General features: G+C 67.5%; 13 protein-coding genes and 1 tRNA gene. 8 read left to right on the plus strand and 6 right to left on the minus strand.

Translation table 11 applies throughout. From position 1 onward, the window contains the following. Positions 1 to 109: 109 nt before the first annotated feature. Positions 110 to 457 (minus strand): VOC family protein, encoded by a 348-nt coding sequence (locus tag NBG84_RS23085; RefSeq protein WP_250921476.1) that lies wholly within the window; start codon positions 455 to 457, stop codon positions 110 to 112. Positions 458 to 789: 332 nt separating this feature from the next. On the opposite strand from NBG84_RS23085, the gene NBG84_RS23090 reads away from it, so the two are divergent. The 4 genes from NBG84_RS23090 to NBG84_RS23105 all read left to right on the plus strand — a co-directional run bounded on the left by NBG84_RS23090 (position 790) and on the right by NBG84_RS23105 (position 8,648). Next, on the plus strand, positions 790 to 3,087 hold the full coding sequence (locus NBG84_RS23090) for an ATP-binding cassette domain-containing protein (protein WP_425608683.1): 2,298 nt from the start codon (positions 790 to 792) through the stop codon (positions 3,085 to 3,087). Between the two features lie 2,147 nt (positions 3,088 to 5,234). Beyond that, positions 5,235 to 6,548 (plus strand): PLP-dependent cysteine synthase family protein, encoded by a 1,314-nt coding sequence (locus NBG84_RS23095; RefSeq protein WP_250921649.1) that lies wholly within the window; start codon positions 5,235 to 5,237, stop codon positions 6,546 to 6,548. Next, a complete protein-coding gene (locus NBG84_RS23100; protein ID WP_250921477.1) occupies positions 6,545 to 7,858 on the plus strand; it encodes an MDR family MFS transporter in 1,314 nt (437 codons plus the stop codon). The genes NBG84_RS23095 and NBG84_RS23100 overlap by 4 nt, the downstream gene beginning before the upstream one ends. A gap of 370 nt (positions 7,859 to 8,228) precedes the next feature. Beyond that, positions 8,229 to 8,648: a hypothetical protein gene (locus NBG84_RS23105; protein ID WP_250921478.1), complete on the plus strand. Its 420-nt coding sequence runs from the start codon at positions 8,229 to 8,231 to the stop codon at positions 8,646 to 8,648. A 197-nt stretch (positions 8,649 to 8,845) separates the two neighbouring features. Here the strand turns inward: NBG84_RS23105 and NBG84_RS23110 are convergent, their stop codons facing one another. Then, complete coding sequence (locus NBG84_RS23110; protein ID WP_250921479.1) at positions 8,846 to 10,903, minus strand: WD40 repeat domain-containing serine/threonine protein kinase; 2,058 nt, start codon at positions 10,901 to 10,903, stop codon at positions 8,846 to 8,848. A 216-nt stretch (positions 10,904 to 11,119) separates the two neighbouring features. Beyond that, a complete protein-coding gene (locus NBG84_RS41180; RefSeq protein ID WP_250921480.1) occupies positions 11,120 to 11,815 on the minus strand; it encodes a TetR/AcrR family transcriptional regulator in 696 nt (231 codons plus the stop codon). 163 nt (positions 11,816 to 11,978) lie between these two features. On the opposite strand from NBG84_RS41180, the gene NBG84_RS23120 reads away from it, so the two are divergent. Further along, positions 11,979 to 13,877 carry a glycoside hydrolase family 3 protein gene (locus tag NBG84_RS23120; RefSeq protein WP_250921481.1) on the plus strand — a complete coding sequence of 633 codons (1,899 nt, stop codon included), beginning with the start codon at positions 11,979 to 11,981 and terminating at the stop codon, positions 13,875 to 13,877. 300 nt (positions 13,878 to 14,177) lie between these two features. Next, positions 14,178 to 15,443: an MFS transporter gene (locus NBG84_RS23125; protein ID WP_250921482.1), complete on the plus strand. Its 1,266-nt coding sequence runs from the start codon at positions 14,178 to 14,180 to the stop codon at positions 15,441 to 15,443. Positions 15,444 to 15,520: 77 nt separating this feature from the next. Here the strand turns inward: NBG84_RS23125 and NBG84_RS23130 are convergent, their stop codons facing one another. Next, entirely contained in the window at positions 15,521 to 16,216 is a 696-nt protein-coding gene (locus tag NBG84_RS23130; protein ID WP_250921483.1) for an alpha/beta fold hydrolase, read from the minus strand. Positions 16,217 to 16,549: 333 nt separating this feature from the next. Between NBG84_RS23130 and NBG84_RS23135 the strand changes: the two genes are divergently transcribed. Beyond that, the gene (locus tag NBG84_RS23135; protein ID WP_250921484.1) at positions 16,550 to 17,047 is read left to right on the plus strand and encodes a hypothetical protein; all 498 of its coding nucleotides are present in this window, start codon (positions 16,550 to 16,552) and stop codon (positions 17,045 to 17,047) included. 261 nt (positions 17,048 to 17,308) lie between these two features. Here the strand turns inward: NBG84_RS23135 and NBG84_RS23140 are convergent. After that, positions 17,309 to 17,382, minus strand: a tRNA-Thr gene (locus tag NBG84_RS23140). Between the two features lie 304 nt (positions 17,383 to 17,686). Between NBG84_RS23140 and NBG84_RS23145 the strand changes: the two genes are divergently transcribed. Further along, complete coding sequence (locus tag NBG84_RS23145; RefSeq protein ID WP_250921485.1) at positions 17,687 to 19,132, plus strand: MFS transporter; 1,446 nt, start codon at positions 17,687 to 17,689, stop codon at positions 19,130 to 19,132. A gap of 77 nt (positions 19,133 to 19,209) precedes the next feature. Here NBG84_RS23145 and NBG84_RS23150 read toward each other — a convergent pair whose 3' ends face one another. Beyond that, positions 19,210 to 20,769, minus strand: coding sequence for an alpha/beta hydrolase (locus tag NBG84_RS23150; protein WP_250921486.1), 1,560 nt, complete (start codon positions 20,767 to 20,769; stop codon positions 19,210 to 19,212). Positions 20,770 to 20,771: the final 2 nt, after the last annotated feature.

Raw genomic sequence — 20,771 nt, forward strand, 5'->3', positions numbered from 1 at the left:
CGTGCGCAGACAGGTGCAGGCGGCGACGGCACTGGCCGTGGGCAGCCGACCGCCCGGCCGGACGCGACGGGATTCGGCCGCTCTCGACAGCGGCGCCCGCACCGGAATCCTAGGCGGCGGGCTGGATCAGCCCGAGCAGATTGCCGTCGGCGTCTTTCAGCGTGGCCAGGAGCTTGCCACCTCCCACATCCCGTACGCCTTCGACTTCCACCGCGCCGGCGATGATCAGCGTCTGCACAGTGCCTTGGATGTCATCGACATGCCAGTAGGGCAGCGGTCCTGTCAGGCCACGGTCATGGCCGTGGGGATCGAGACCAATGTCCTGACCGGCGACGCGAAATCCCACGTAGTGCGGCTCATCCATGGTGGGCTCGGCCTCCAGCAAGGCCCTGAACAGGGCCTTCGCCTTCGCCAGGTCTCTCACGGGATAGATCACCGTCTGGATGCCCTCGGACATGGCGTTCTCTCCTCGTACGGTTCGCGGCTTGTCGGCACAGGTATGCCCCGTGCGCCCGCGTCCGTGTGACAGCCACCGCGAAAGGAACCCGTGTGCCGCAACGGGAGCGGCGAAGCGGGCTGTGCAAGCACCGTGACGCATCGCTGTCCGGGCGCGTTGGCCAGACACCGATGACAGAGAACAGGCACATCGAGATGGGGGCTCGTATGGCACATCCGGAACCGACCGAACAACCAGAGCAGACGGGCACTACGAAAAGAACAGCACAGCCCGCAGGCCACCTCCCGCATCAGCAGCCCGCAAGCCAGCTCCCGGGTCATCAGCTCACGCCGATGAAGCCGACCGAGCCCAACCACCGGCCCGGGTCGCCTGACCCGACCGAGCCCAACGACCCCGCTGGCTCACATGACCCGACCGAGCCCAACCACCGGCCCGGGTCGCCTGACCAGGCCGAGCGCCCAGAGCAGAGCGAACAGCCGGCGGAATCAGCTCATCAGCCTCTGGGAGCCCAAGAGGCCCAGGCGATCCCAGAGACCGAGAATGCCCAGGGGGCCGAGCGGGACCAGAGCGCCAACGAGCAGGTCAAGAGGGCCGCGGGTGCCAAGCAGGACCCGAAAGCGCAAGGGCTCCCGAAGACCGAAGCCCCCCAGTCGACGAAGCAGTGCTCGGAGCCCGGGGAGACCTCGGAGTCCGAGCAGCTGCTCTTCGGTGGCCCACTGCGCCGTGAGACGGGGTGGAACCACCACGACGGATCGTTCCTCGAACTCAACCTCCGCTCGATGATCACTCGGACCCCACGGCTCATCGCCGCGGCGGTTCGCCTGGCACATCGCGCGGACCCCACAGCCCTGCGCCAGGTCGCGGTCGCCGAGTTAGCCGGCGGTATCGCACAGGCCGTGGGCTTGGTGGCGGTCAACCAGGTGCTCGTCCACCTCCTGGGGTCGGGCGGCACCAGCGAGAAGCTGGCAGCGGCCCTTCCGGCTTTCGCCGCGGTGGCCTTCGCCGCACTGATCGTGGCACTGATGAAGTCGGCCTCCACCGCGGGCACGGGCCAACTCGAACCCAAGGTCTTCCGGGTGGCCACGGAGCAGTACCTCCAGCGGGTGGCCCGGGTCGAGCTCGCGGCCGTCGAGGACGAGGAGTTCCACAAACTGCTGGATTCCGCCCAGTGGGGAGCGGAGTCCGCCCGCCGGATGATCAAGTTCTGCACATCGGTCACCGCATCCGCGATCTCCCTGATCGCGGCGGCCGGAGTGCTGACGGTGCTGCACCCGGCGCTCCTTCCGCTGCTCGCGCTGATGACACTGCCCAGCGCGTGGAGTTCGCTGACGATCGCCCGTCGTCGCTATCTCTCGTTCCACACCTGGGTCCAGCACGCACGTGCCGGGCGGCTGCTGAGCACCCTGCTCATCGACGCACAAGCGGCGCCCGAAGTACGGGTCCACAACATCGGCGCCTTTCTGCTCAGGCACTTCCGGACGATGGCCGAGACTGGAGAACAGGAGCAGACACGACTCGCGCGACTCGCGGCACGTACCGGTCTGATCGCCTCTGGTTGGACGGGGCTGGCCTCGTCAGCTACCTACGCAACGCTCGGCCTGTTGTTGTGGAGCGGCACCATGGATCTGGCCGTCGCGGGCACCGCGGTCATTGCCATCCGCACCGGCTCGGCCAACTTGGAATCACTGGTGGTGCAGCTCAACTACCTCTACGAGGAGAGCCTGTTCGTCGCTGATCTGGAACGGCTGTGCAAGGAGGCGGATGCCCGCCTGATCCCTGAGACCGGGAAGCCCCTGCCGGCCAACCCGTCTGCGATCCGCTTTGAGAACGTCTCCTTCACCTATCCCGGTGTCGCTGAGAGACCAGCGCTCGACTCGGTGAACGTGACGATCCCCAGTGGTCGGATCATCGCCATCGTCGGTAACAACGGCAGCGGGAAGTCCACCCTGGCCAAGCTGCTCTGTGGTCTCTATGTTCCCGATTCAGGACGGATCACATGGGATGACGTGGATGCGGCCGAGGCCGATCGCGCCCAGTTGTTCGACCGAGTGGCGGTGGTCGCACAGGACTTCTACCGCTGGCCCTTCACCGCGCGGATCAATGTGGCCATCGGTCGCCCCGACGCTCCCCACGATGAACCGCTGCTGGATGCGGCAGCGGAGTACGCGGGAGCGGACGAGACGATCTCCTCGTTGCCACGAGGCTGGGACACCCTTCTCGCCCGTGGCTACAAGGGCGGCCATCAGATCTCCGGCGGCCAGTGGCAGCGCATCGGCATCGCCCGCGCCCGTCACCGCAACGCCCGCGTCCTGGTCGTGGACGAGCCCACGAGCGCACTGGACGCCGAGGCGGAACAGCGGGTCTTCGATCAGATCCGCAGGCTGGCGGCCGAGGGGCAGACGGTGGTGCTGATCACTCACCGGCTGCATAGCGTCCGGCACACGGATGAGATCTATGTGATGGAACAGGGCCGGATCATCGAGCGCGGCACCTTTGACGAGCTGATGCGGCCTCAGGAGGGCGCATTCCGTCGGATGTATCTGACCCAGTCGCGCCAATACCACTTCGAGGGTGAAGAGTCCGTCTCTCTGCCTGGCCAGCCTGAGCAGGCAGAACAGGGAGCCCGCTGATGGACGGACCACCCGGTTGCAGAAGCCGGGCCCGGCCGGGCTTGTCGTAGATCAGTCGGGCGGCAGCGGCGGCAGCCGGGGCTTCTTGGACTTCTTCGCCGCCCGAGGGAGGCACGACCCCAGTCCGGTGCCCCAGCGCCATCGATCGGCCTCGTCCCGGCTCGGCCCCTTCGGATGTGTCCAGGACTTCGACGGTACGTAGGAGCTTCGGAGGTCTCCAAGTCCTCGTGAGTGACGTGGAGACTTCGGAGGTGTCCGGGACTGCGGAGCTATGCGGTTCTACAGAGGTGTCCGGGACTGCGGAGGTGTAGGGGGGCTGCGGAGGTATACGGGGGCTTCGGATGTGTCCGGGGTGGGGACCTCAACCAGTCCGGTGGCCCGGCGCGGTGGTCACAGTCGCGCGGTACGGCTGGATCGCGCCAGAGCACAGGGCGCTCCACGCCATGCGAGAGTGGCCAGGGGACTGCGCTCCCACTGCCCCGGGGACCGAGTCGGCCCCGCGCAACAGCCCCCGACCACGGGATTTCGCCATCAGGCCGGTAGGGCACCACTCATTTCCACACTCATCGACCGTTCGCAACTCGCCCCCCAGTAGCCTCATCCGTATCACCCGACTCACTGGTCAACCCGTCCGAAACTCATCACCGCGCATGAGGGCTGCTGTTCCCCCTCCGTACCTACGTGCGCCAAATGTCCAGCGCGATGAATTCCGCAACGCCGGACCGGAGTTGCAATTGAACTCACCCAACCGGCTATCATCACGGCATGATTACGGCACGGTCACCCATCGGTGTTCTGCGGCCTCCGGCATTTCGGGGGCCGTTGCGCATCCTCTGGTTGGCCCTGCTGGTATTGGGATTGGTGTCCACACATGGCACCAACGCGGAAGGTGTCATCCACCATCCCGCGAACACCACTTTCCTGACAGCACATTCCGGCCAGGTGCCACCCGCAATCTCCGCGCGTTCGAGTAGCGGAACCCCAGCCCTCCATGCTGTGGCACTCAGCCCAGCGGGTGCGCTTGAGGCCAGCCCAGCGGGTTCGCTTGAGGCCAGCCCGGTGGCTGCGCTCAGGTCCACACCAGAAGCCGCCCCGCCGAGCACCAGAGTGCACGAGAGCGGTTCTGCGCACCATGTCGAGCAGTGCATGCCGACTCAGCCGCAGCTGACATCCGCCTCACAAACGCCCTGCTCACAGGGCCCAACACAGAGCGCGCTCGACAGCCCGGCCGTATCGAAGCAGACCTTGGCGGGCATTCCAGGAAACCCGCCCTCCCGTGCCGCGCTGAGAACGACAGACGTTCTACGGACCTAGAGGCCAGAGACTCACGGGAGCCGACGGTAGTCGCTCCCGTAGCGGTCGAGATCGCATCAAGCAATCGCACCACCATTTTCACCCCTTAAAGCCATGGGGTTATTCGGTGCTGCCCAAATGCCCTCGACATCTCTTCCTCTGACCGATTCCCATCCCCTTCGCCGCCCTTCCTTGTGAGTTTCTTCAACAGGAGAATCGGCCGCACGGAGGAACTGTGTCGTTCCCCTTTCTTACGATTTTGGGCAGCATCCGGACGAGAATGCGCAGAGCGTTCATCGTGGGTGTTCTGGCCGCTCTGGCCATTGCCGCCGTGAGCTGCACTGTTCATTCTCGGGCAGCTGGGCACTCCCATGCCGAGACACCAGTACCGTCGGCCCAGCACTTAGTCGCCGCCGCCGAAGTCGCTTCGGGGCACACATCCCCCGCGTCCGGTTCTCCCTGTGCTCCGGACAGCCGCGCTCTCAGGGCCAAGCCGGCCGGCACCTCGGCAGCCCATCCGGTGACCGCGCCCATCACCTCGGCCAAGGGCCTGACCAGGACGGACACGGTCGAGCCCCGAGACACCCTGGGGTCTCCGCCGACTGCTCGTACCAGCAGAACCGGGCGCCTCACACTGCTTCGCGTAGGCCGGTGGCGCATCTAGAGGCTCGCTCGACCACAGCCGCAGATGACGCCACCGTTCAAAGGAAGCCGAGGAAATGTCCTCTCTGTCCGCAGGTACGACGCCCAGCGATGCCACCGCGATCAAGGTTCCGACCGCTGAGCATCCCAACCCGCCGCACGCCGGCATCAGCAGTGCCCCAGGCGCGATCGTCGATCCCCTGAGCGGCGATATGCCTTCCGCAGTTGCTCACCCTGTCCGCACAGCACTGTCCGGACTGGTCGGCAACACTCCGGTCCTGCGGGTTTCCGCCCCCTTCACCCCGGCTGATCGGGGCTTCTTCGCGAAGCTGGAGGGCTTCAACCCGGGTGGTATCAAGGACCGGCCCGGGCTCCACATGGTGGAACGGGCGCGAGCCCGCGGAGAGCTCAAGCCCGGCGCCCGAATCATCGAATCCACCAGTGGAACGCTGGGGTTGGGGCTCGCACTCGCCGGAATGGTCTACGGCCATCCGGTGACGCTGGTGACCGACCCCGGCCTGGAACGCTCCATGACCCGATTGCTCACCGCCTACGGCTCCCAGGTCAATGTCGTCTCCGAGCCCCACCCGACCGGTGGTTGGCAGCAGGCGCGCCGTGAACGCGTGACCCAGCTCATGGCTCGGCACCCGGGGTCCTGGTGCCCCGATCAGTACAACAACCCCGACAACACCACCGCCTACACCCCCCTGGCCCTGGAACTCGCAGCAGAGCTGGGCCATATCGACGTCCTCGTGTGCAGTGTGGGCACGGGTGGCCACTCCGCGGGTGTCTCCCGGGTGCTGCGCCAGCTCTACCCGGAAGTACGGCTCATCGGTGTGGACACCATCGGTTCCACCATCTTCGGCCAGCCGGCACGGCCCCGACTGATGCGTGGCCTCGGCTCCAGCATCTACCCCCGCAATGTCGCCTACGACTCCTTCAGCGAGGTCCACTGGGTCGCTCCCGGCGAGGCGGTGTGGGCCTGTCGACAGCTCGCCGCGTCCCACTACGCCACCGGCGGCTGGAGTGTGGGCGCGGTCGCCCTGGTCGCCGGCTGGCTGGCGCGGACCCTGCCCGCCGACTCCCGTATCGCCGCGATCTTCCCCGACGGCCCGGAGCGCTATCTCGGCACGGTGTATGACGACGACTACTGCGCTGCGCATGGGCTACTCGACGGACGACCCGCCGTTGAACCCGAGGTCGTAGGACAACTGGACGAGAAGGAGGTCACCCGCTGGACCCGCTGCCTGTCCGTGGTCGACCCCCTGACCCTCCAAGGGCCCGACCCCGCAAAGAGCGAGAACGCCCGAGCGCCGAGGGCTGCCAAGAACACCAAGGAGCCGAGGCAGGGTCGTCACAGCACAGCGGGCGCGGCGGACACAGCGGCGACCACAGCGGCGAACACAGCGAACCCAACGAGTACGGCGGGTAGGGCAGGTCCAGCGAAGACAGCGGACGCAGCGGACGCAGCATGGACCGCGAGCAACTCGGGCGCGCCCAGCACCGCAGCGGGCGCGGACCGATGAGGACGACCATCGGGCAGATGCGTTCGTATGACAAAAGCGTTCAACTTCTGATGGTCAATCAGTTCACCATCAATCTGGGCTTCTACATGCTGATGCCCTATCTGGCCAGCCATCTGTCCGGCACCCTGGGGATGGCCGGCTGGACCGTCGGGTTGATCCTCGGAGTACGGAACTTCAGCCAGCAGGGCATGTTCCTGGTCGGTGGGACTCTCGCCGACCGGCTGGGGTACAAGCCGCTGATCGTCGCCGGATGCGTACTCCGTACCGTCGGATTCGCCACTCTCGGGCTCGTTCAATCACTGCCCGCGCTGATCGCGGCGTCGGCGGCGACCGGCCTGGCCGGAGCGCTGTTCAACCCGGCGGTACGCGCCTATCTGGCGGCCGATGCGGGTGAGCGAAGGGTGGAGGCGTTCGCCCTCTTCAATGTCTTCTACCAGGCCGGCATTCTGCTGGGGCCACTGATCGGGATGGTGCTCACCGGAGTCGATTTCCGTGTCACCTGTCTGGTGGCGGCGGCCGTCTTCGCCGTGCTGAGCGTCGTGCAGATCCGTAGCCTGCCGGCCCGTCGGGCGGGCAACACAGAGTCCGAACCGAGTGGTGGGCCACGAGAGGGCGTGCTGGCCCAGTGGCGCGGCATCCTCCGCAACCGGCCCTTCCTGCTGTTCTCCCTGGCAATGATCGGCTCGTACGTCCTGACCTTCCAGGTCTATCTGGCGCTGCCGCTCGAAGTGCGTCGCGTCGGTGGGGACGGCGACTTCGGTACGGCGGCGGTGGCGGTGCTCTTCGCCGTGTCGGGGCTGTCGACCATCGCCTATCAGACTCGGGTGACCGCCTGGTGCAGGGCTCGCATGGCACCGGGCCGCGCACTGGCATACGGGCTTCTCGCCATGGCGGTCGCGTTCGTACCGCTGCTGGCGGCCACCGCCTTCCCCGTCCCGGGCGACGGGGTCGGCCGGTGGCTGTTCGCGGCCGTCCCACCGGCGCTGGCCGCCCTGCTGCTCGCGTTCGGGACGATGATCGCGTACCCGTTCGAGATGGACACGATCGTCCAACTCGCCGGTGATCGGCTCGTCGCCACCCACTACGGGCTCTACAACACCATCTGCGGCATCGGCATCACCCTGGGCAATCTGCTCACCGGAGTCGCACTGGACACCGCCCGCGCGGCGGGGATGTCCGCGCTGCCTTGGATCGCGTTGATCACCCTCGGTCTGCTGTGCGCCATCGCACTCCACACCCTGCACCGAACGGGTCGGCTCGCCCCAGCGGCCCGCGTCCCCCAGCCCATGGCCGAGCCCAAAACGGCTTGAGCCGGCCGGAACTTCGTCGCCAAGGGTTCCGCCCCCACGACAGCCACCACCGCCACGGGGTGGTTCGGCGGCCGCGCTGACCGAACTACCCCACGCAGGAGGTCGGGCGGAGCGCTCGAAGACCGTCCCCGCCGGAGTGGACCAGGCCCCTACGGGCTCGGACGCGGTCCCCTCCGGCGGGGACGCAGCGGGCGACCAGCGGCCGGGGCCCAACGCGACAAACCGGCGAGCGTTGCCCTACGTATCGCTCTGTGTACGGAAGACCCCAACAGAGTGAGTATCTCCTATGTCACAATTCGGACGCACCGCCCGCCATTCACCCCCGATCCAGCGCACGATGTCCCCAACAACACGAAAGCCCAGGGGGACCATGCGCACCACGACCACAACCACCCTCGCCGCCCTACTCCTCGTGTCGCTCACCGCCTGCGGCACGGTTGACGGACGCTCCACACCCGGCACTACGGCACCTTCCCCCGGAGATACCCGTACCGCCAAACAGCGCTTCCTCGTCGACGCCTTCAGTGCGAACTTCGAAGGCTGGACCGACTACGCGCCCAATGAAAAGGACCTCGCGCCCTTCCCCACAGCATGGTGCAAGGGGCTGAGCGAGGGACGCAGCATAGAGTCCTTGTTCGACAAGAAGGGTGCCGATCTGTACCCCTCGGGCTCCGACTGGGCCACGATCAAGTCCGATGCGAACAAGCTGCTGCTGATCGCCGTGGACACGCACTGCCCCGAGCTACACAATCAAGTGACAGAGGAGCTCAGTAAGCAGAGCACACCCTGATGGATTGACCCATGGCGGTGTGGCTGAGGCCCGTGCGAGCCGCACCGCCCACACCGCTTCCGCTTCGACATCCGGTCCTGGCCGACCCGGCGGCCCCGGGACCTCTTGGCGCGGTGGCACAGCGAATCGGCACGGGTGGGCAGCGGGGATGGCGCTCGCCCCCATGCTCCGGGTGAAGGTCAGTCCTCGGGTGAAGGTCAGTCCTCACAGCGCCAGAGGTCGATTCCGCCCTGCCCGCCCGCCGCCGCCAGGGTGCGTCCGTCAGGGGAGAAGACCACCGAGCGTGTCCACCCCCGGGAACTCGGCGCGACCCTGCCGTTGCGGTGGTGCGGCGCAGGCACATCAGTCACGCGCACACCACTCGTTCCCTCGCCGACCGGCTGGGCATCAGGATCGAGAACAGCGAGAGAACGGCCCGTTGCCACGTCCCAGATCCGGGCGCTGCGGTCGCTCCCCACGGCGAGCACTCGTTCGTCCGGACTGAACGCGAGGGAACGCACTTCGGCATAGCCCTCGAAGGCCACGGTCACCTCCCCCGTGGCCGCATCACGCACCAGTCCGCCTTCAGTCCAGGACCCGACCGCAAGCAGACCGCCGCCCGAACTGAAGGCGAGCGCCCCGCCCACGCCCTGCTGCCTCCCGGAGGCGACGGCCCGCCCGGACCTGTCCCACGTACGGACCCGCCCTCCACCACCGGTGACGAAGGTCATGCCATCCGGGGCGAAGCTCACGGCTTGCGTCAGATCTCCTACGTCCTTGAGCGTGGCGACAATTCGCCCTGTGGACACTTCCCACAGCCGTGCCTTCTCGTCATTGCTGCCCGTCACCAGCAGTTCCCCATCCGGGCTGAAGGCCAGAGCCATCACCTGGAAGGGGTGGGCCAGCGCGGCCGGGCCGTTGCGCGCGGCCCAGAAACGGGCGAGCGTGCCGCGTTCGGCCGGCTCGAAGGGCCGGCCCGAGGCCGCGTCCCAGAGCCGCGCGGCGAAGTCAAAGCCGCCGGTGGCAATCATGGAGCCGTCAGCGCTGAAGGCCACCGAAGTGATGAGGTCCTTGTGGACACAGGACTTGGTGAGCGCCCTCCCGGTGTCCGTCTCCCAGAAGTACAGGGTGTCGTAGCCGCTGGCGGCGATGGTCCCACCGTCCGGGCTGAAAGCGACGGAACGCGCCTCCCCACTGACCATCAGCCTCATGTCATGGCGCCACGACCGGTACGCCGGAGTGGTGGCCGATGGCGCAACCCGGGCGGTAGGGGTACGAGAGGGGGCGGCGACGGTTGTGACATCCGCCCGTGGGTTGCTGGGCCTGGAATCACGAACGGTCGCCGGATGCGGAACCGGCGCTGGCGAGGGAGCGGGTACCGGGGCGCTGCCTGCGGCTGGCGCCCCGGCCGAAGCGGGCGCAGCGGGGTTCCTCCGGTGCGCCGTTGGTGCGGAGTGGGTCTGCCGCAGGGCCCGCAGGCTCCCGATGGCCGTGGCCGCCGTCGAGCGTTCGGTGGGTGACTTCCGCAACAGCCCGGCGAAAACCGGCTGTAGCGATCCGGCTAGCCGGTGGGGTCGGGGCGACTGCGTCAGGATTGCCACGGAGAGGGCGGTCAAAGTGGCTGCCGAGAAGGGTGGTTCTCCCTCAGCCGCGTGCCAGAGAGTGGTGCCGAGCGACCAGAGGTCGCTGGCGGCGGTGGCCTCGTCTCCCTCCAACTGCTCGGGAGCCATATAGGCGGGCGTACCGATGAGTGTGCCGGTCACCGTCAGTACGGTCGAGACATCGGCGAGTCGGGCTATACCGAAGTCCGTGAGGACAGGGCCGCGTTCGGTCAGCAGCACATTGTCCGGTTTGACGTCCCGGTGCACCACGCCCTTGGCGTGTGCCTCGCCGAGCGCGTCGAGGAGGGCCAGTCCGATGTCGATCACCCGGTCGAGCGGAAGGGCGCCCAGGGCGCGGATCTCCGCACCGAGCGAGCGGCCTTCGACGTACTCCATGACGATCGTCGGGGCCCCCTGGTGCTGCACCACATCGAACACGGAGACGATGCCGTGGTGCCGCAGCCGAGCAGCCGCCCGGGCTTCACGCATCGCCCGCCGCATCAACGACTCGCGCTCGGTGTCCGAGACACCGGGCGGGAGCAGCAGCTCCTTGACCGCGACGCCTCGGTGGAGGACTTCGTCGTACGCCCGCCAGACGCGTCCCATACCGCCCTGGCCTATGAGCTCCACAAGCCGGTACCGGCCACCGATCAAGGCTTGGGGGATCTCGGTCATGGAGGACACCTTAGAGCGCAAACGGGCAGCAAAGGGCGGTCTCGGGGCGAACGGAAGGCACTGCGGAGGAACGGTACTGCGGCAGAACGGTACTGCGGAGGACTGAAGGCTGAGGCGCAGTGCGAAACACCACCGCCCACCTGCCCACCTGCCGGCCAGCCGGCCAGCGGACCAGCCAGCCAACAGACCTCGGACGTCGATGGGACTCAGCACGGGCTAGCCCGGCCCCACCACCCCGTCGCGCCCACCGGCGGAGACCGCGCGGGTCAGTCGGTCGTAGTAACCCGCCAGCGCCCCGCGGAGATCGAAGTGGCCTTCCGCCAGCGCCCATTGGACCTGTAGTCCATCGGAGACCGCCATCACTTCCTGGGCCACCTGTCGGACATCGGTGTCGGCACGGATCTCTCCGGTCGCCACCGCGGCACGCAGCGCCGCCTCCAGCACGCCCGCGATCTCCTGGTAGCGCTGGACGAAGTAGGAGTGTGCGGGATGGTCCGGGTCTCCCGCCTCCGCCGAGAGCCTGACGAACAGCTGGAGCCGGCCCGGATTCGCCACGTTGTACGCCGTCACCTCCAGCATCGAATCGCGCACCACCTGGAGGCTGTTGGGGCCAGCGGGCCCGAGGAGCTTGGCGACCCGTTCCTTGCTGCGCTCTTCATGGCGTTCCAGTACGGCCATGAGCAGTCGCTCCTTGGAACCGAAGTGGTGCAGCACGACGGTGGCCGAGGTGCCCGCGTCGGCCGCGATCCGGGCGAGGGAGGAGTTGAGGTAGCCGGACTGCGCGAAGCAGGCCCCGGCAGCCTCAAGGACCTGTTCGCGGCGCGCATCGGCAGCCGCGTACGTCCCTGGCCGGCGCCTACGGGCGGGACGGGGAGGGCGGGGGGCCTGCGGGGAGCCGGCGGTACTGGTCACCGACTGAGCCTATCTCCGGGACACACCCAGACCATTTCCGTGATCTAGATCACAAAGTAGAAAATTTAATGCGCGTTCAGTTTTAGCATGTGCCACGGCTACGCAAATCGGAGCATCACCGACCGATTGGCGCGTCGGCCCTTCCAGTCCCTCAGGAGCCACCGTGAACACACCCGTCTACCGCGATGCGGCGCAGCCGGTCGAGCACCGCGTCGAGGACCTGCTAGCCCGCATGACCGTGTCGGAGAAGGCCGGTCTGCTCTTTCAGACCATGATCACCATGAATGCCGACGGCACTCTGGTCGACGATCCGGCGCAGGCTCCCACCGCGACCGCGCGGCGAATGATCACCGACCTGGGGATGAACCACTTCAATCTGCTCGGCGGCGGTGGCCCTCGGCAGATGGCTCTGTGGCACAACCACCTCCAGGAACTGGCCGCGCAGACCCGCCTCGGCATCCCGGTGACACTCTCGTCCGACCCCCGGCACTCCTTCACGGACAACCCCGGCACCGCGATCATGTCCGGCGCCTTCTCCCAGTGGCCGGAGACCCTTGGACTGGCCGCCCTCAACGACTCCGAGCTGGTGCGCCGGTACGCGGACACCGTGCGCCGCGAGTATCTGGCCGTCGGCATCCGGCTCGCCCTGCACCCGCAGATCGACCTCGCGACCGAGCCGCGCTGGTCCCGCATCGTCGGCACCTTCGGCGAGGACGCCGAGCTCACCTCACGACTGGTGGGTGCCTACATCGAGGGGCTGCGCGGGCCGGGCGACGGCCTGGGAGCGGACAGTGTGTCCGCGATGGTCAAGCACTTCCCCGGCGGCGGCCCGCAGAAGGACGGCGAGGACCCGCACTTCGACTACGGCCGCGAGCAGGTCTATCCGGCCGGCCACTTCGACTACCACCTGCGTCCGTTCCGAGCCGCACTCGCCGCCGGCGCCACCCAGATGATGCCCTACTACGGAATGCCGGTCGGCACCCCTTACGACGAGGTCGGCTTTGGCTTCAACAAGGGGATCATCACCGGTCTGCTGCGCGAAGAGCTCGGCTTCGACGGCATCGTGTGCACCGACTGGGGCCTGGTCAGCGATGCCGAGGTGCTCGGTCAGACCATGCCCGCCCGAGCCTGGGGAGTCGAGCACCTCTCGCCACTGGAGCGGGCCGCGATGATCCTGGACGCCGGGGGCGACCAGTTCGGCGGTGAGCACGCCCCGGAACTCGTCGTCGAACTGGTCGAGTCCGGCCGCATCCCCGAGTCGCGCGTCGACACCTCGGTCCGTCGGCTGCTGGCGGAGAAGTTCCGCCTCGGACTCTTTGACGAGCGTCGTTACGTCGACCCCGACGCGGCCGAGGAGATCGTCGGCAGCGCCGAACTGCGCACCCTGGGCGATGCCGCTCAGCGCCGCTCCCTCACCCTGCTGAAGAACGGCGAGCCCGCATCCGGCAAGGCGAGCGAACCCGCCCGTCCGCAAGGCAGCACGCCACAGAGCGCTGGTGCACTGCTACCGCTCAGCGGACGCCCGCGGGTCTACGTAGCGGGCGTACAGCCGGAAGCCGCCGCCCGCTACGCCGATGTCGTCACCGACCCGGCCGCCGCAGACCTGGCGATACTGCGCCTGGACACCCCCTTCGAACCGCGTACCGGTGGTTTCGAGGCCTTCTTCCACGCCGGCCGGCTGGACTTCGCCCCCGAACGGCTCCGGGAGATCCTTTCGCTGCTGGAGTCCGTCCCCACGGTGGTCGCCATCCATCTGGAACGCCCGGCGGTGATCCCGGAGATCGCCGAACGGGCGGGTGCGCTGTTGGCCTCCTACGGGGCCAGTGACGCGGCCCTCCTCGACGTCCTCTTCGGGCATGCCCGACCCGAAGGCCGGCTGCCCTTCCAACTGCCCCGGTCCATGGCCGAGGTGGCGCAGGGGCATCCTGACCTGCCCCAGGAGAGTTCCAGTCCGCTCTACCCCTTTGGCCATGGGCTGCGCTACTCCCCCACGGCCAGTGCGGCAGATCCGCTCCCAGGGCCCGCCGAGAGCTCACCGCAGACCGACCGAACCGACCCCTGACGCAACGTCAGGCCAGTGCGTCAGGCTGCGCGATCCAGCTACGCCATCGCCATGGTGAATGAGGCCGACCCTCGCTGGGTCTCCCCACCTTGGGCCGTCCGATTCGGGGCTTCCCCTCCTGGAGACGAGCGGCCAAGCCCTGGCCATGGCATGGCCGTGCCAGCGCGTCCGCCCGCGGCGACCGTGGTCCCGCCCGGCCGATCGCCACCGACCGCATCCGGCGATCCGGTCGCGTGCTCCCCCACGCACCCGCCTCGCCCACCCTCGGCGCCCCCGCGCCTTGATCCAAAGGCATCCCTCATGAGTACGTCGAACGCCCCGCAGCTCAACAGACCCGCCGACTCCTCCCCCTCGGGCCCGCCCGCCGCCCGAAGCCTGCGCTCCCTGCTCACCTGGCTGGGGTTCGCCAACGCGGCGATGTACGCCATCTATCTCGGCCTCGGCGGCATCCTGAACCCCCTGCTCGTCGAGGATGTGGTCGGCAGCGCGGACAAGGTGACGGCCCTGGGCATCGTCTCCGGCGTCAGCGCCGTCTTCGCCACCCTGGCCAATCCGATCGCCGGCGCGCTGTCCGACCGGGCGGGCCGCCGAAACCCGTTCATCCTCGGTGGCGCGGTGCTCGCGGCGGTGTCCATTGCCGCCCTGGGCAGCATCAACAGCCTGCTGCTCATCGCGCTCTTCTGGTCGCTCGCCCAGATCTTCATGAACTCCTACCAGGCAGCGATCACGGCCATCGTGCCGGACCGGGTCCCGAAGGAACGTCTGGGCACCGCGTCCGCCATGGTCGGCCTTGGCCTACCGGTCGGCGGTCTGCTCGGCGTCACGGTCGCCGGTGGTCTCTCCGAGTCCCTGAACACCGCCTACCTGGTGTTCGGGGTGTTCATCGCCTTCACCGCGGTGCTGTTCACCTGGCGGGTCAAGGACGTACCCCTCAGCAGTGCCGCCGCGGGCCCGAGCTTCAAGCAGCAGGCCGCCGCCTTCGGTGGCAGCCTCAAGGCGCATGACTTCCGCTGGGCCTTCATCGGCCGTGCGCTGCTGGTGCTCGGCTACTTCTCGGTGCAGGGCTACCAGCTGTACGTCCTCCAGGACCATGTGGACATGCCGTCCGGGATCGGCGCGACCGCCGGCACCGGCATCCTGAGCGCCCTCGGCATGGTGGCGGCCGGTGTATCCACCGTGCTCGGTGGCACGCTCTCCGACAAGCTGGGTCGCCGCAAGATATTCATCGCGGCGGCGGGATCGGTCGCCGGACTGGCGATGATCATCCCGATCGCCACTCCGACCTGGCCCGGAATGCTGGTCTTCACCGTGATCAACGGTCTGGCCTTCGGCTGCTTCATGGCCGTGGACACCGCAGTGGTCGCCGCCGTACTCCCCAGCCAGGGCGACGCGGCTCGGGACATGGGAGTGCTCAACGTCGCGAACGCGGGACCGCAGATCGTCGCGCCCTTCGTCGCCTCGTTGCTGATCGCCCATCTCGGCGGATACAACACCCTGTTCGCCTTCGCCGGGATCTTCGCCGTCGTCGGCGCGATATCGGTCTACCGGATCCGGAGCGTCAACTGAGCCCGAACGCACACCGCGGTGGGATGGGGTACGGAAGCCGGCTCCCGTACCCCATCCCACCGCGTGCCGTTCAGATGTCAGATCCAGCCGTCGAGCGAATCCATAAAGCCCTGGAAGTCATCACGGTGGATACAGTGGCCGGCGCCGTCGACGGTACGGATCTCAAAACCGTTGTCCCGCAGTTCCTGGGCCACCTCCGGACTGATGACCAGGCTCGGGTCGGCCAGCTGGACCAGCGACGGAACCACTGCGCTCTCCGGCAGATAGGTGAGCGCGGCACCCTTCTCGGTGAGGGAGAGGAACTCCCCGTCGAACAGGGCGAATCCAGCCAACTCAGCCGCAACATCGGCATCCGACCAGCGCGGATTCCGCGCCCGCACACTGGCATCGGTCGCACTCTGGACCATGGCGAGCATGAACGTGGCCGAGCCCGGGGGCATGTTCTCCAGCCGGAAGCCCGGGTCGGAGTAGACAGCACGGGCCGGGAGCAGCCGATCGGCGGCGAGCGCGAGTGCCAGACCGCCCAACGAGTGCCCAATGGCGAGGTCCGCACCGGCCGGCAGGCTCTCCACCAGGTCATCCGCCAGCAACTCGGCCGTGTACTCACCGCGGGGGCTCACCCCGTGGCCGCGCAGATCGGGAGCGATGACACGGTAGCCGCGGGATATCAGGGCATCTTCCACGGCGTGCCAGGTGCGGTGGTCGGACATGCCTCCGTGGATGAGCAGGGCGAGCTTGTCGCCATCACCGCGGGTATGGACGTTGAGCTTCATGACTCTCCTACTTCCGGGCGGCCGGAAATGCCGTGCCACCGCCGGTACGCAGTCAATTGATCACAATGAATGTCCTGTTCAAGCTACCCGCGTTCACCCCAATAGTCAGGAGCCTAAAGTCATATAAATAAACTCATTGCTATCTTTCTCATCTGATCATTATGTAAATCATCTCCTTTCCCACTAAAAGGTATGCCCCAGATCAACACCCGCATCGGTTGACCCGACATCGAACACCCCTCGGACAGACCCCAATCCAGCCGGCACACCGCTACAGCGCCCGGGGGCGCTTCCATCCGACCGGCCGCGCGGCGAACGGAGTTGACCGGCGGAATGGGGACGAACCTCAACGCTTGGGGTGGGTCAGGGGTCGGCGCGGTTCGAGCCGCCGCGCTCGAAAGCTGGCGGTCCTCGCTGGAGCAGCGGGCCCAAGGGACGGCTCCCACCAGTGTGGGCATCCAGGAACGGACCGCGATCCGCCAGCAGTTCGCTGCCCAGAAGAAAAGGTACGAAGCGGCGATCACGCAGGCCGAGGGTGTGGCACGACGCAAGCGCGACCAGCTCCAGCAGCGCATCACCACCCGACGGCAACAACCCAACGAGGAGAAGCAGCAGCACCAGGTGGCCACCCTGCACGGGCACAAGTACACCCTCGACGCGATCGTGTCCGCCACCGATCTCACCAGGCCCTCTTCGCCTCCACCCGTTGCACGCGGGCGCGGTGGGGTCGGTACCGGTGTCGCGGGTATCCGACGCCGTCACCGAGACCTGCACCCGCACCCGGCGCCGCAGAACACCGGCCACCCGCTCCGTCCGCAGACCGGGAAGTAGTTCTGGACTCAGGTCTTGGGCGGGTTCACGTGTTGGGTCGTCGCTTTAGGTGGGGCGTTCGATCGACCTGTCCGTCAGCGGACACCGCTGAGCGGTCCGGGGCCGTTCTACGGCATCTTCCTCACTCCCGCCTACAGCCACTGCGCTCCTGCGCTACCCCTGGACGGCAGCGCACGGAGCAGGAATCGCCACCAACCGGGAAATCGCCCCCAAACAGCGAAAAACCCCAGGTCACGGCGAGTGAGTCCTGGGGTCCTTCAGAGCCGCCTTCGGGATTCGAACCCGAGACCTACGCATTACGAGTGCGTTGCTCTGGCCAACTGAGCTAAGGCGGCAAGCCACCGAATTACCGGCTCTCACGAGCACAGATCGGCATCAGCAGCGGTGATGAGTCTACAGGGTTGTTCTGAGTGCCCCGAACCACCCAGCAGTCGAAGCAAGGGCACTCGCCTCGCGCGCCCCGCTTGCACGTAGTGGAGTAAATCGCCACATACTTTACGAAGATCCATTCGCCCCACCTCAACCCTTTCTCGCCCCACCCCCACTACTGAGCTCCGATGAAGCGAGGCACCCATGGGCCGAGCCACGCAGCATGCTGCACCCGTCGCCCAGGGGCAGCCAGGGCGGGGGCGGTGGGCCATGTTGGCTGTGTTGTGTGCCAGCCTGCTGCTGGTGGCGATGGACGCCACCATTCTCAATGTCGCGCTGCCCTCCCTTATCGACGATCTAGAGCCCAGCGCGATCGAGCAGCTCTGGATCATCGACATCTACGGGCTGGTCCTCGGCGGTCTGCTCGTCACCACCGGTGCTGTCAGCGACCGCTACGGCCGCAAGCGGCTCTTCCTCATCGGGATCGTGATCTTCGGGTTGGCCTCGATCGTCGCCGCCACCGCCACCAGTACCTCGCAGCTCATCGGCGGGCGGGTGCTGCTCGGGATCGGTGGGGCCATGGTGATGCCATCCACCCTCTCCCTCATCCGGAACATCTTCATCAACGCGCGCGAACGCGCTCTGGCCATCGGGATCTGGGCCGCCGTCGCCGGGGCAGGCGCGGCGATTGGGCCGCTTGTCGGTGGGGTGCTGGTGGAGGAGTACGGATGGGCCGCGGCCTTCTGGGTCAATGTGCCCGTCGTCGTGCTCACCCTCATCGCCGGGGTATGGCTGCTCCCCGAGTTCAAGGACGCCGGACACACCCGGCTCGATCTTCCCAGTGCCCTCCTGTCCGTGGCCGGGGTCGTGGGCCTTGCCTGGGGCATCAAGCACGTCGCCAAGGGCAGCCCGAGCGTCGTGGACATCGCGATCCTGGCCTTGGGAATCCTGATTCTCGTCGTCTTCGCACGTCGCCAGTTGGGGCTACCCGATCCGCTGCTTGACGTGCGGCTCTTCCGCAACCGAGCCTTCACCGCGGCTGCGCTGGTCATCCTCATGGCCATGCTCGCGATCGGCGCGGCACTGTTCCTGATGTCGCTCTGGCTCCAGTACGTCCACGGGTACTCGCCTTCCCAGGCAGGTCTTCGCACCCTGCCCGCCGCGCTCGCCGTGCTCGCCGGGTCGCTGCTCGCGCCATGGCTGATGGAGCGGATCGGCATCCGCTACCTGATGGCGTTGGGTCTGGGCGGGGTCGTCGCCGGGTTCCTGGTACTCGCGTTGTCGCCCGAGCCGACCACGTACAACTACGTCGCCGTCGTCTTCGTACTGCTCGGCCTCGGCGATGGGCTGGCGATCACCACGGCGTCGTCGGTGCTCATCTCCGCGGTGCCAGCCGCGCGGGCCGGACAGGCCGGGGCGGTCTCCGAGACCAGCTATGAGCTGGGGGTGGGGCTGGGCGTGGCACTGTTGGGTTCGATTCACGGAGCCGTGTACGCGGATCGCATGGCGGGGCAGCCAGAGCAGGCCCGGGAGTCGATCGGCGGCGCGTTTGAGCTGGCTCAGAGCGAGGGCGAACGAATCCTGGACATGGCGAAGGTCGCCTTCGACAGCGCGCTGACGACGACCGCGTTTGTCTCAGCCGGGATCGTCGCGGCGGTCACCGTACTGGTGGCATGGTTGGTGCCCAGCGGGTTCAAGGCCACATCCGGGCACTGAACGATCGATGCCTTGGCGGCCTCACCTGCGAGAACTGAGGCCTCCGGCCCGGCCCAGGCTCCCGCGCGCAGGCGGAGTCAGCGGCAGCGCTTGTTCTCCGCCGGGACCGTGCCCTTCACCAGATAGGCGTTGATCACCGAGTCAACGCAGTCACTGCCCCGTCCGTAAGCGGTGTGACCATCGCCCTCATACGTCAGCAGTCGCCCGGCCGACAGTTGCCCCGCCAGCGCCTGCGCCCACTTGTACGGGGTCGCAGGATCCTTGGTCGTTCCGACCACCAGGATCGGGTCCGCACCCTTCGCCTCGATGCGGTGGGGCTTGCCGGTGGCCGGAGTCGGCCAGTACGCACAGTTCAGCGCGGCCCAGGCGAAGCTACGGCCGAAGACCGGGGATGCCTGCTCAAACTCCGGAACGGATGCCTCCACATCCTGTGGGCGACTGAAGGCGGCTGGTAGATCCAGACAGTTCACCGCCGCGTTGGCATACATGAGATTGGTGTACGAGCCGTCGCTCCCGCGCTCGTAGTAGCTGTCGGCCAGGGCGAGCAGACCCGCGCCATCGCCCTTCATGGCGCTGGCCAGACCCTCACGTAGCTGGGACCAGGCGTTCTCGTCGTACATCGCCGTCAGCACCCCGGTGGTCCCCAACGATTCGCCCAACTCACGGCTCTCGCCGGTGGGCACGGGGTGCGCGTCCAACTCGGCGAAGAACTTCTTGAGCCGGGCGGATGCGTCCGCCACCGAAGTGTTGCCCAGAGGGCAGCCAGCCCTTGCCACACAGTCCGCGGCGAAGGAGCGGAACGCCGTCTCAAAGCCCGCGGTCTGATCGCGGTTCACCTGGCGGGCGGGGAGCGCCGGGTCGAGCGCACCATCGAGTACCAGCCGTCCCGCCCGGTCAGGGAAGAGCTCCGCATAGGTCGCGCCCAGGAACGTGCCGTACGAAGCCCCCACATACGCAAGTTTCCGATCGCCCAGAACAGCGCGCAGCACATCCATGTCGCGGGCGGAGTCAACGGTGGAGACAAAGGGCAGAACCGTCCCCGAACGCTTCTCACATCCCGCCGCGAACGCCTGGAAGGACGCAGCGAGACGGGCGGTCTCGGCGGCGTCGTCCGGGGTCTGGTCGACTTGGGTGTAGGCGTCCATCTCCTTGCCCGTCAGACACTCCACCGGCTCGCTACGGGCAACACCGCGCGGATCAATGGCGACCATGTCGTAGCGGGCCCGGACCTCAGCCGGATAGCCGATGCCCGCGTACGCCTGGAGGTAGCCGATGGCCGAACCGCCGGGACCACCGGGGTTAACCTGGAGTGATCCCAGTCGGGAGCCCGGGCCGGTCGCCTTCTTCCGGGCAACCGCGAGCTTGATGGACTTGCCGGCGGGCTTCTCGTAGTCGAGCGGCGCCTTGAGCGTCGCGCATTCAAAGCCGGGAACTCCGCACTTACGCCATGCCAACTTCTGCGCGTAGTACGGCTTCAGCTCGGCATCGGGAGCGGAACTCGCCCCCGAACCGGGACCTCCGCCCGGGCTGGACACCGAGGAACCACTCGATGAACTCGCCCCCGTACACCCGGAAATCAGCAGCCCGGCCGCGGCCACGACGAGGACGGAACTGCGCAACATACGCCTTGGGTCCATCC

The organism is Streptomyces albipurpureus, assembly GCF_023701525.1.
Taxonomy (GTDB): domain Bacteria; phylum Actinomycetota; class Actinomycetes; order Streptomycetales; family Streptomycetaceae; genus Streptomyces; species Streptomyces albipurpureus.

Coding starts and splice junctions, on each gene's coding strand:
- NBG84_RS23085 (WP_250921476.1), bottom strand. CDS start 457: ATGTCCGAGGGCATCCAGACGGTGATCTATCCCGTGAGAGACCTGGCG.
- NBG84_RS23090 (WP_425608683.1), top strand. CDS start 790: ATGAAGCCGACCGAGCCCAACCACCGGCCCGGGTCGCCTGACCCGACC.
- NBG84_RS23095 (WP_250921649.1), top strand. CDS start 5,235: ATGCCTTCCGCAGTTGCTCACCCTGTCCGCACAGCACTGTCCGGACTG.
- NBG84_RS23100 (WP_250921477.1), top strand. CDS start 6,545: ATGAGGACGACCATCGGGCAGATGCGTTCGTATGACAAAAGCGTTCAA.
- NBG84_RS23105 (WP_250921478.1), top strand. CDS start 8,229: ATGCGCACCACGACCACAACCACCCTCGCCGCCCTACTCCTCGTGTCG.
- NBG84_RS23110 (WP_250921479.1), bottom strand. CDS start 10,903: ATGACCGAGATCCCCCAAGCCTTGATCGGTGGCCGGTACCGGCTTGTG.
- NBG84_RS23125 (WP_250921482.1), top strand. CDS start 14,178: ATGAGTACGTCGAACGCCCCGCAGCTCAACAGACCCGCCGACTCCTCC.
- NBG84_RS23130 (WP_250921483.1), bottom strand. CDS start 16,216: ATGAAGCTCAACGTCCATACCCGCGGTGATGGCGACAAGCTCGCCCTG.
- NBG84_RS23135 (WP_250921484.1), top strand. CDS start 16,550: ATGGGGACGAACCTCAACGCTTGGGGTGGGTCAGGGGTCGGCGCGGTT.
- NBG84_RS23145 (WP_250921485.1), top strand. CDS start 17,687: ATGTTGGCTGTGTTGTGTGCCAGCCTGCTGCTGGTGGCGATGGACGCC.
- NBG84_RS23150 (WP_250921486.1), bottom strand. CDS start 20,769: ATGGACCCAAGGCGTATGTTGCGCAGTTCCGTCCTCGTCGTGGCCGCG.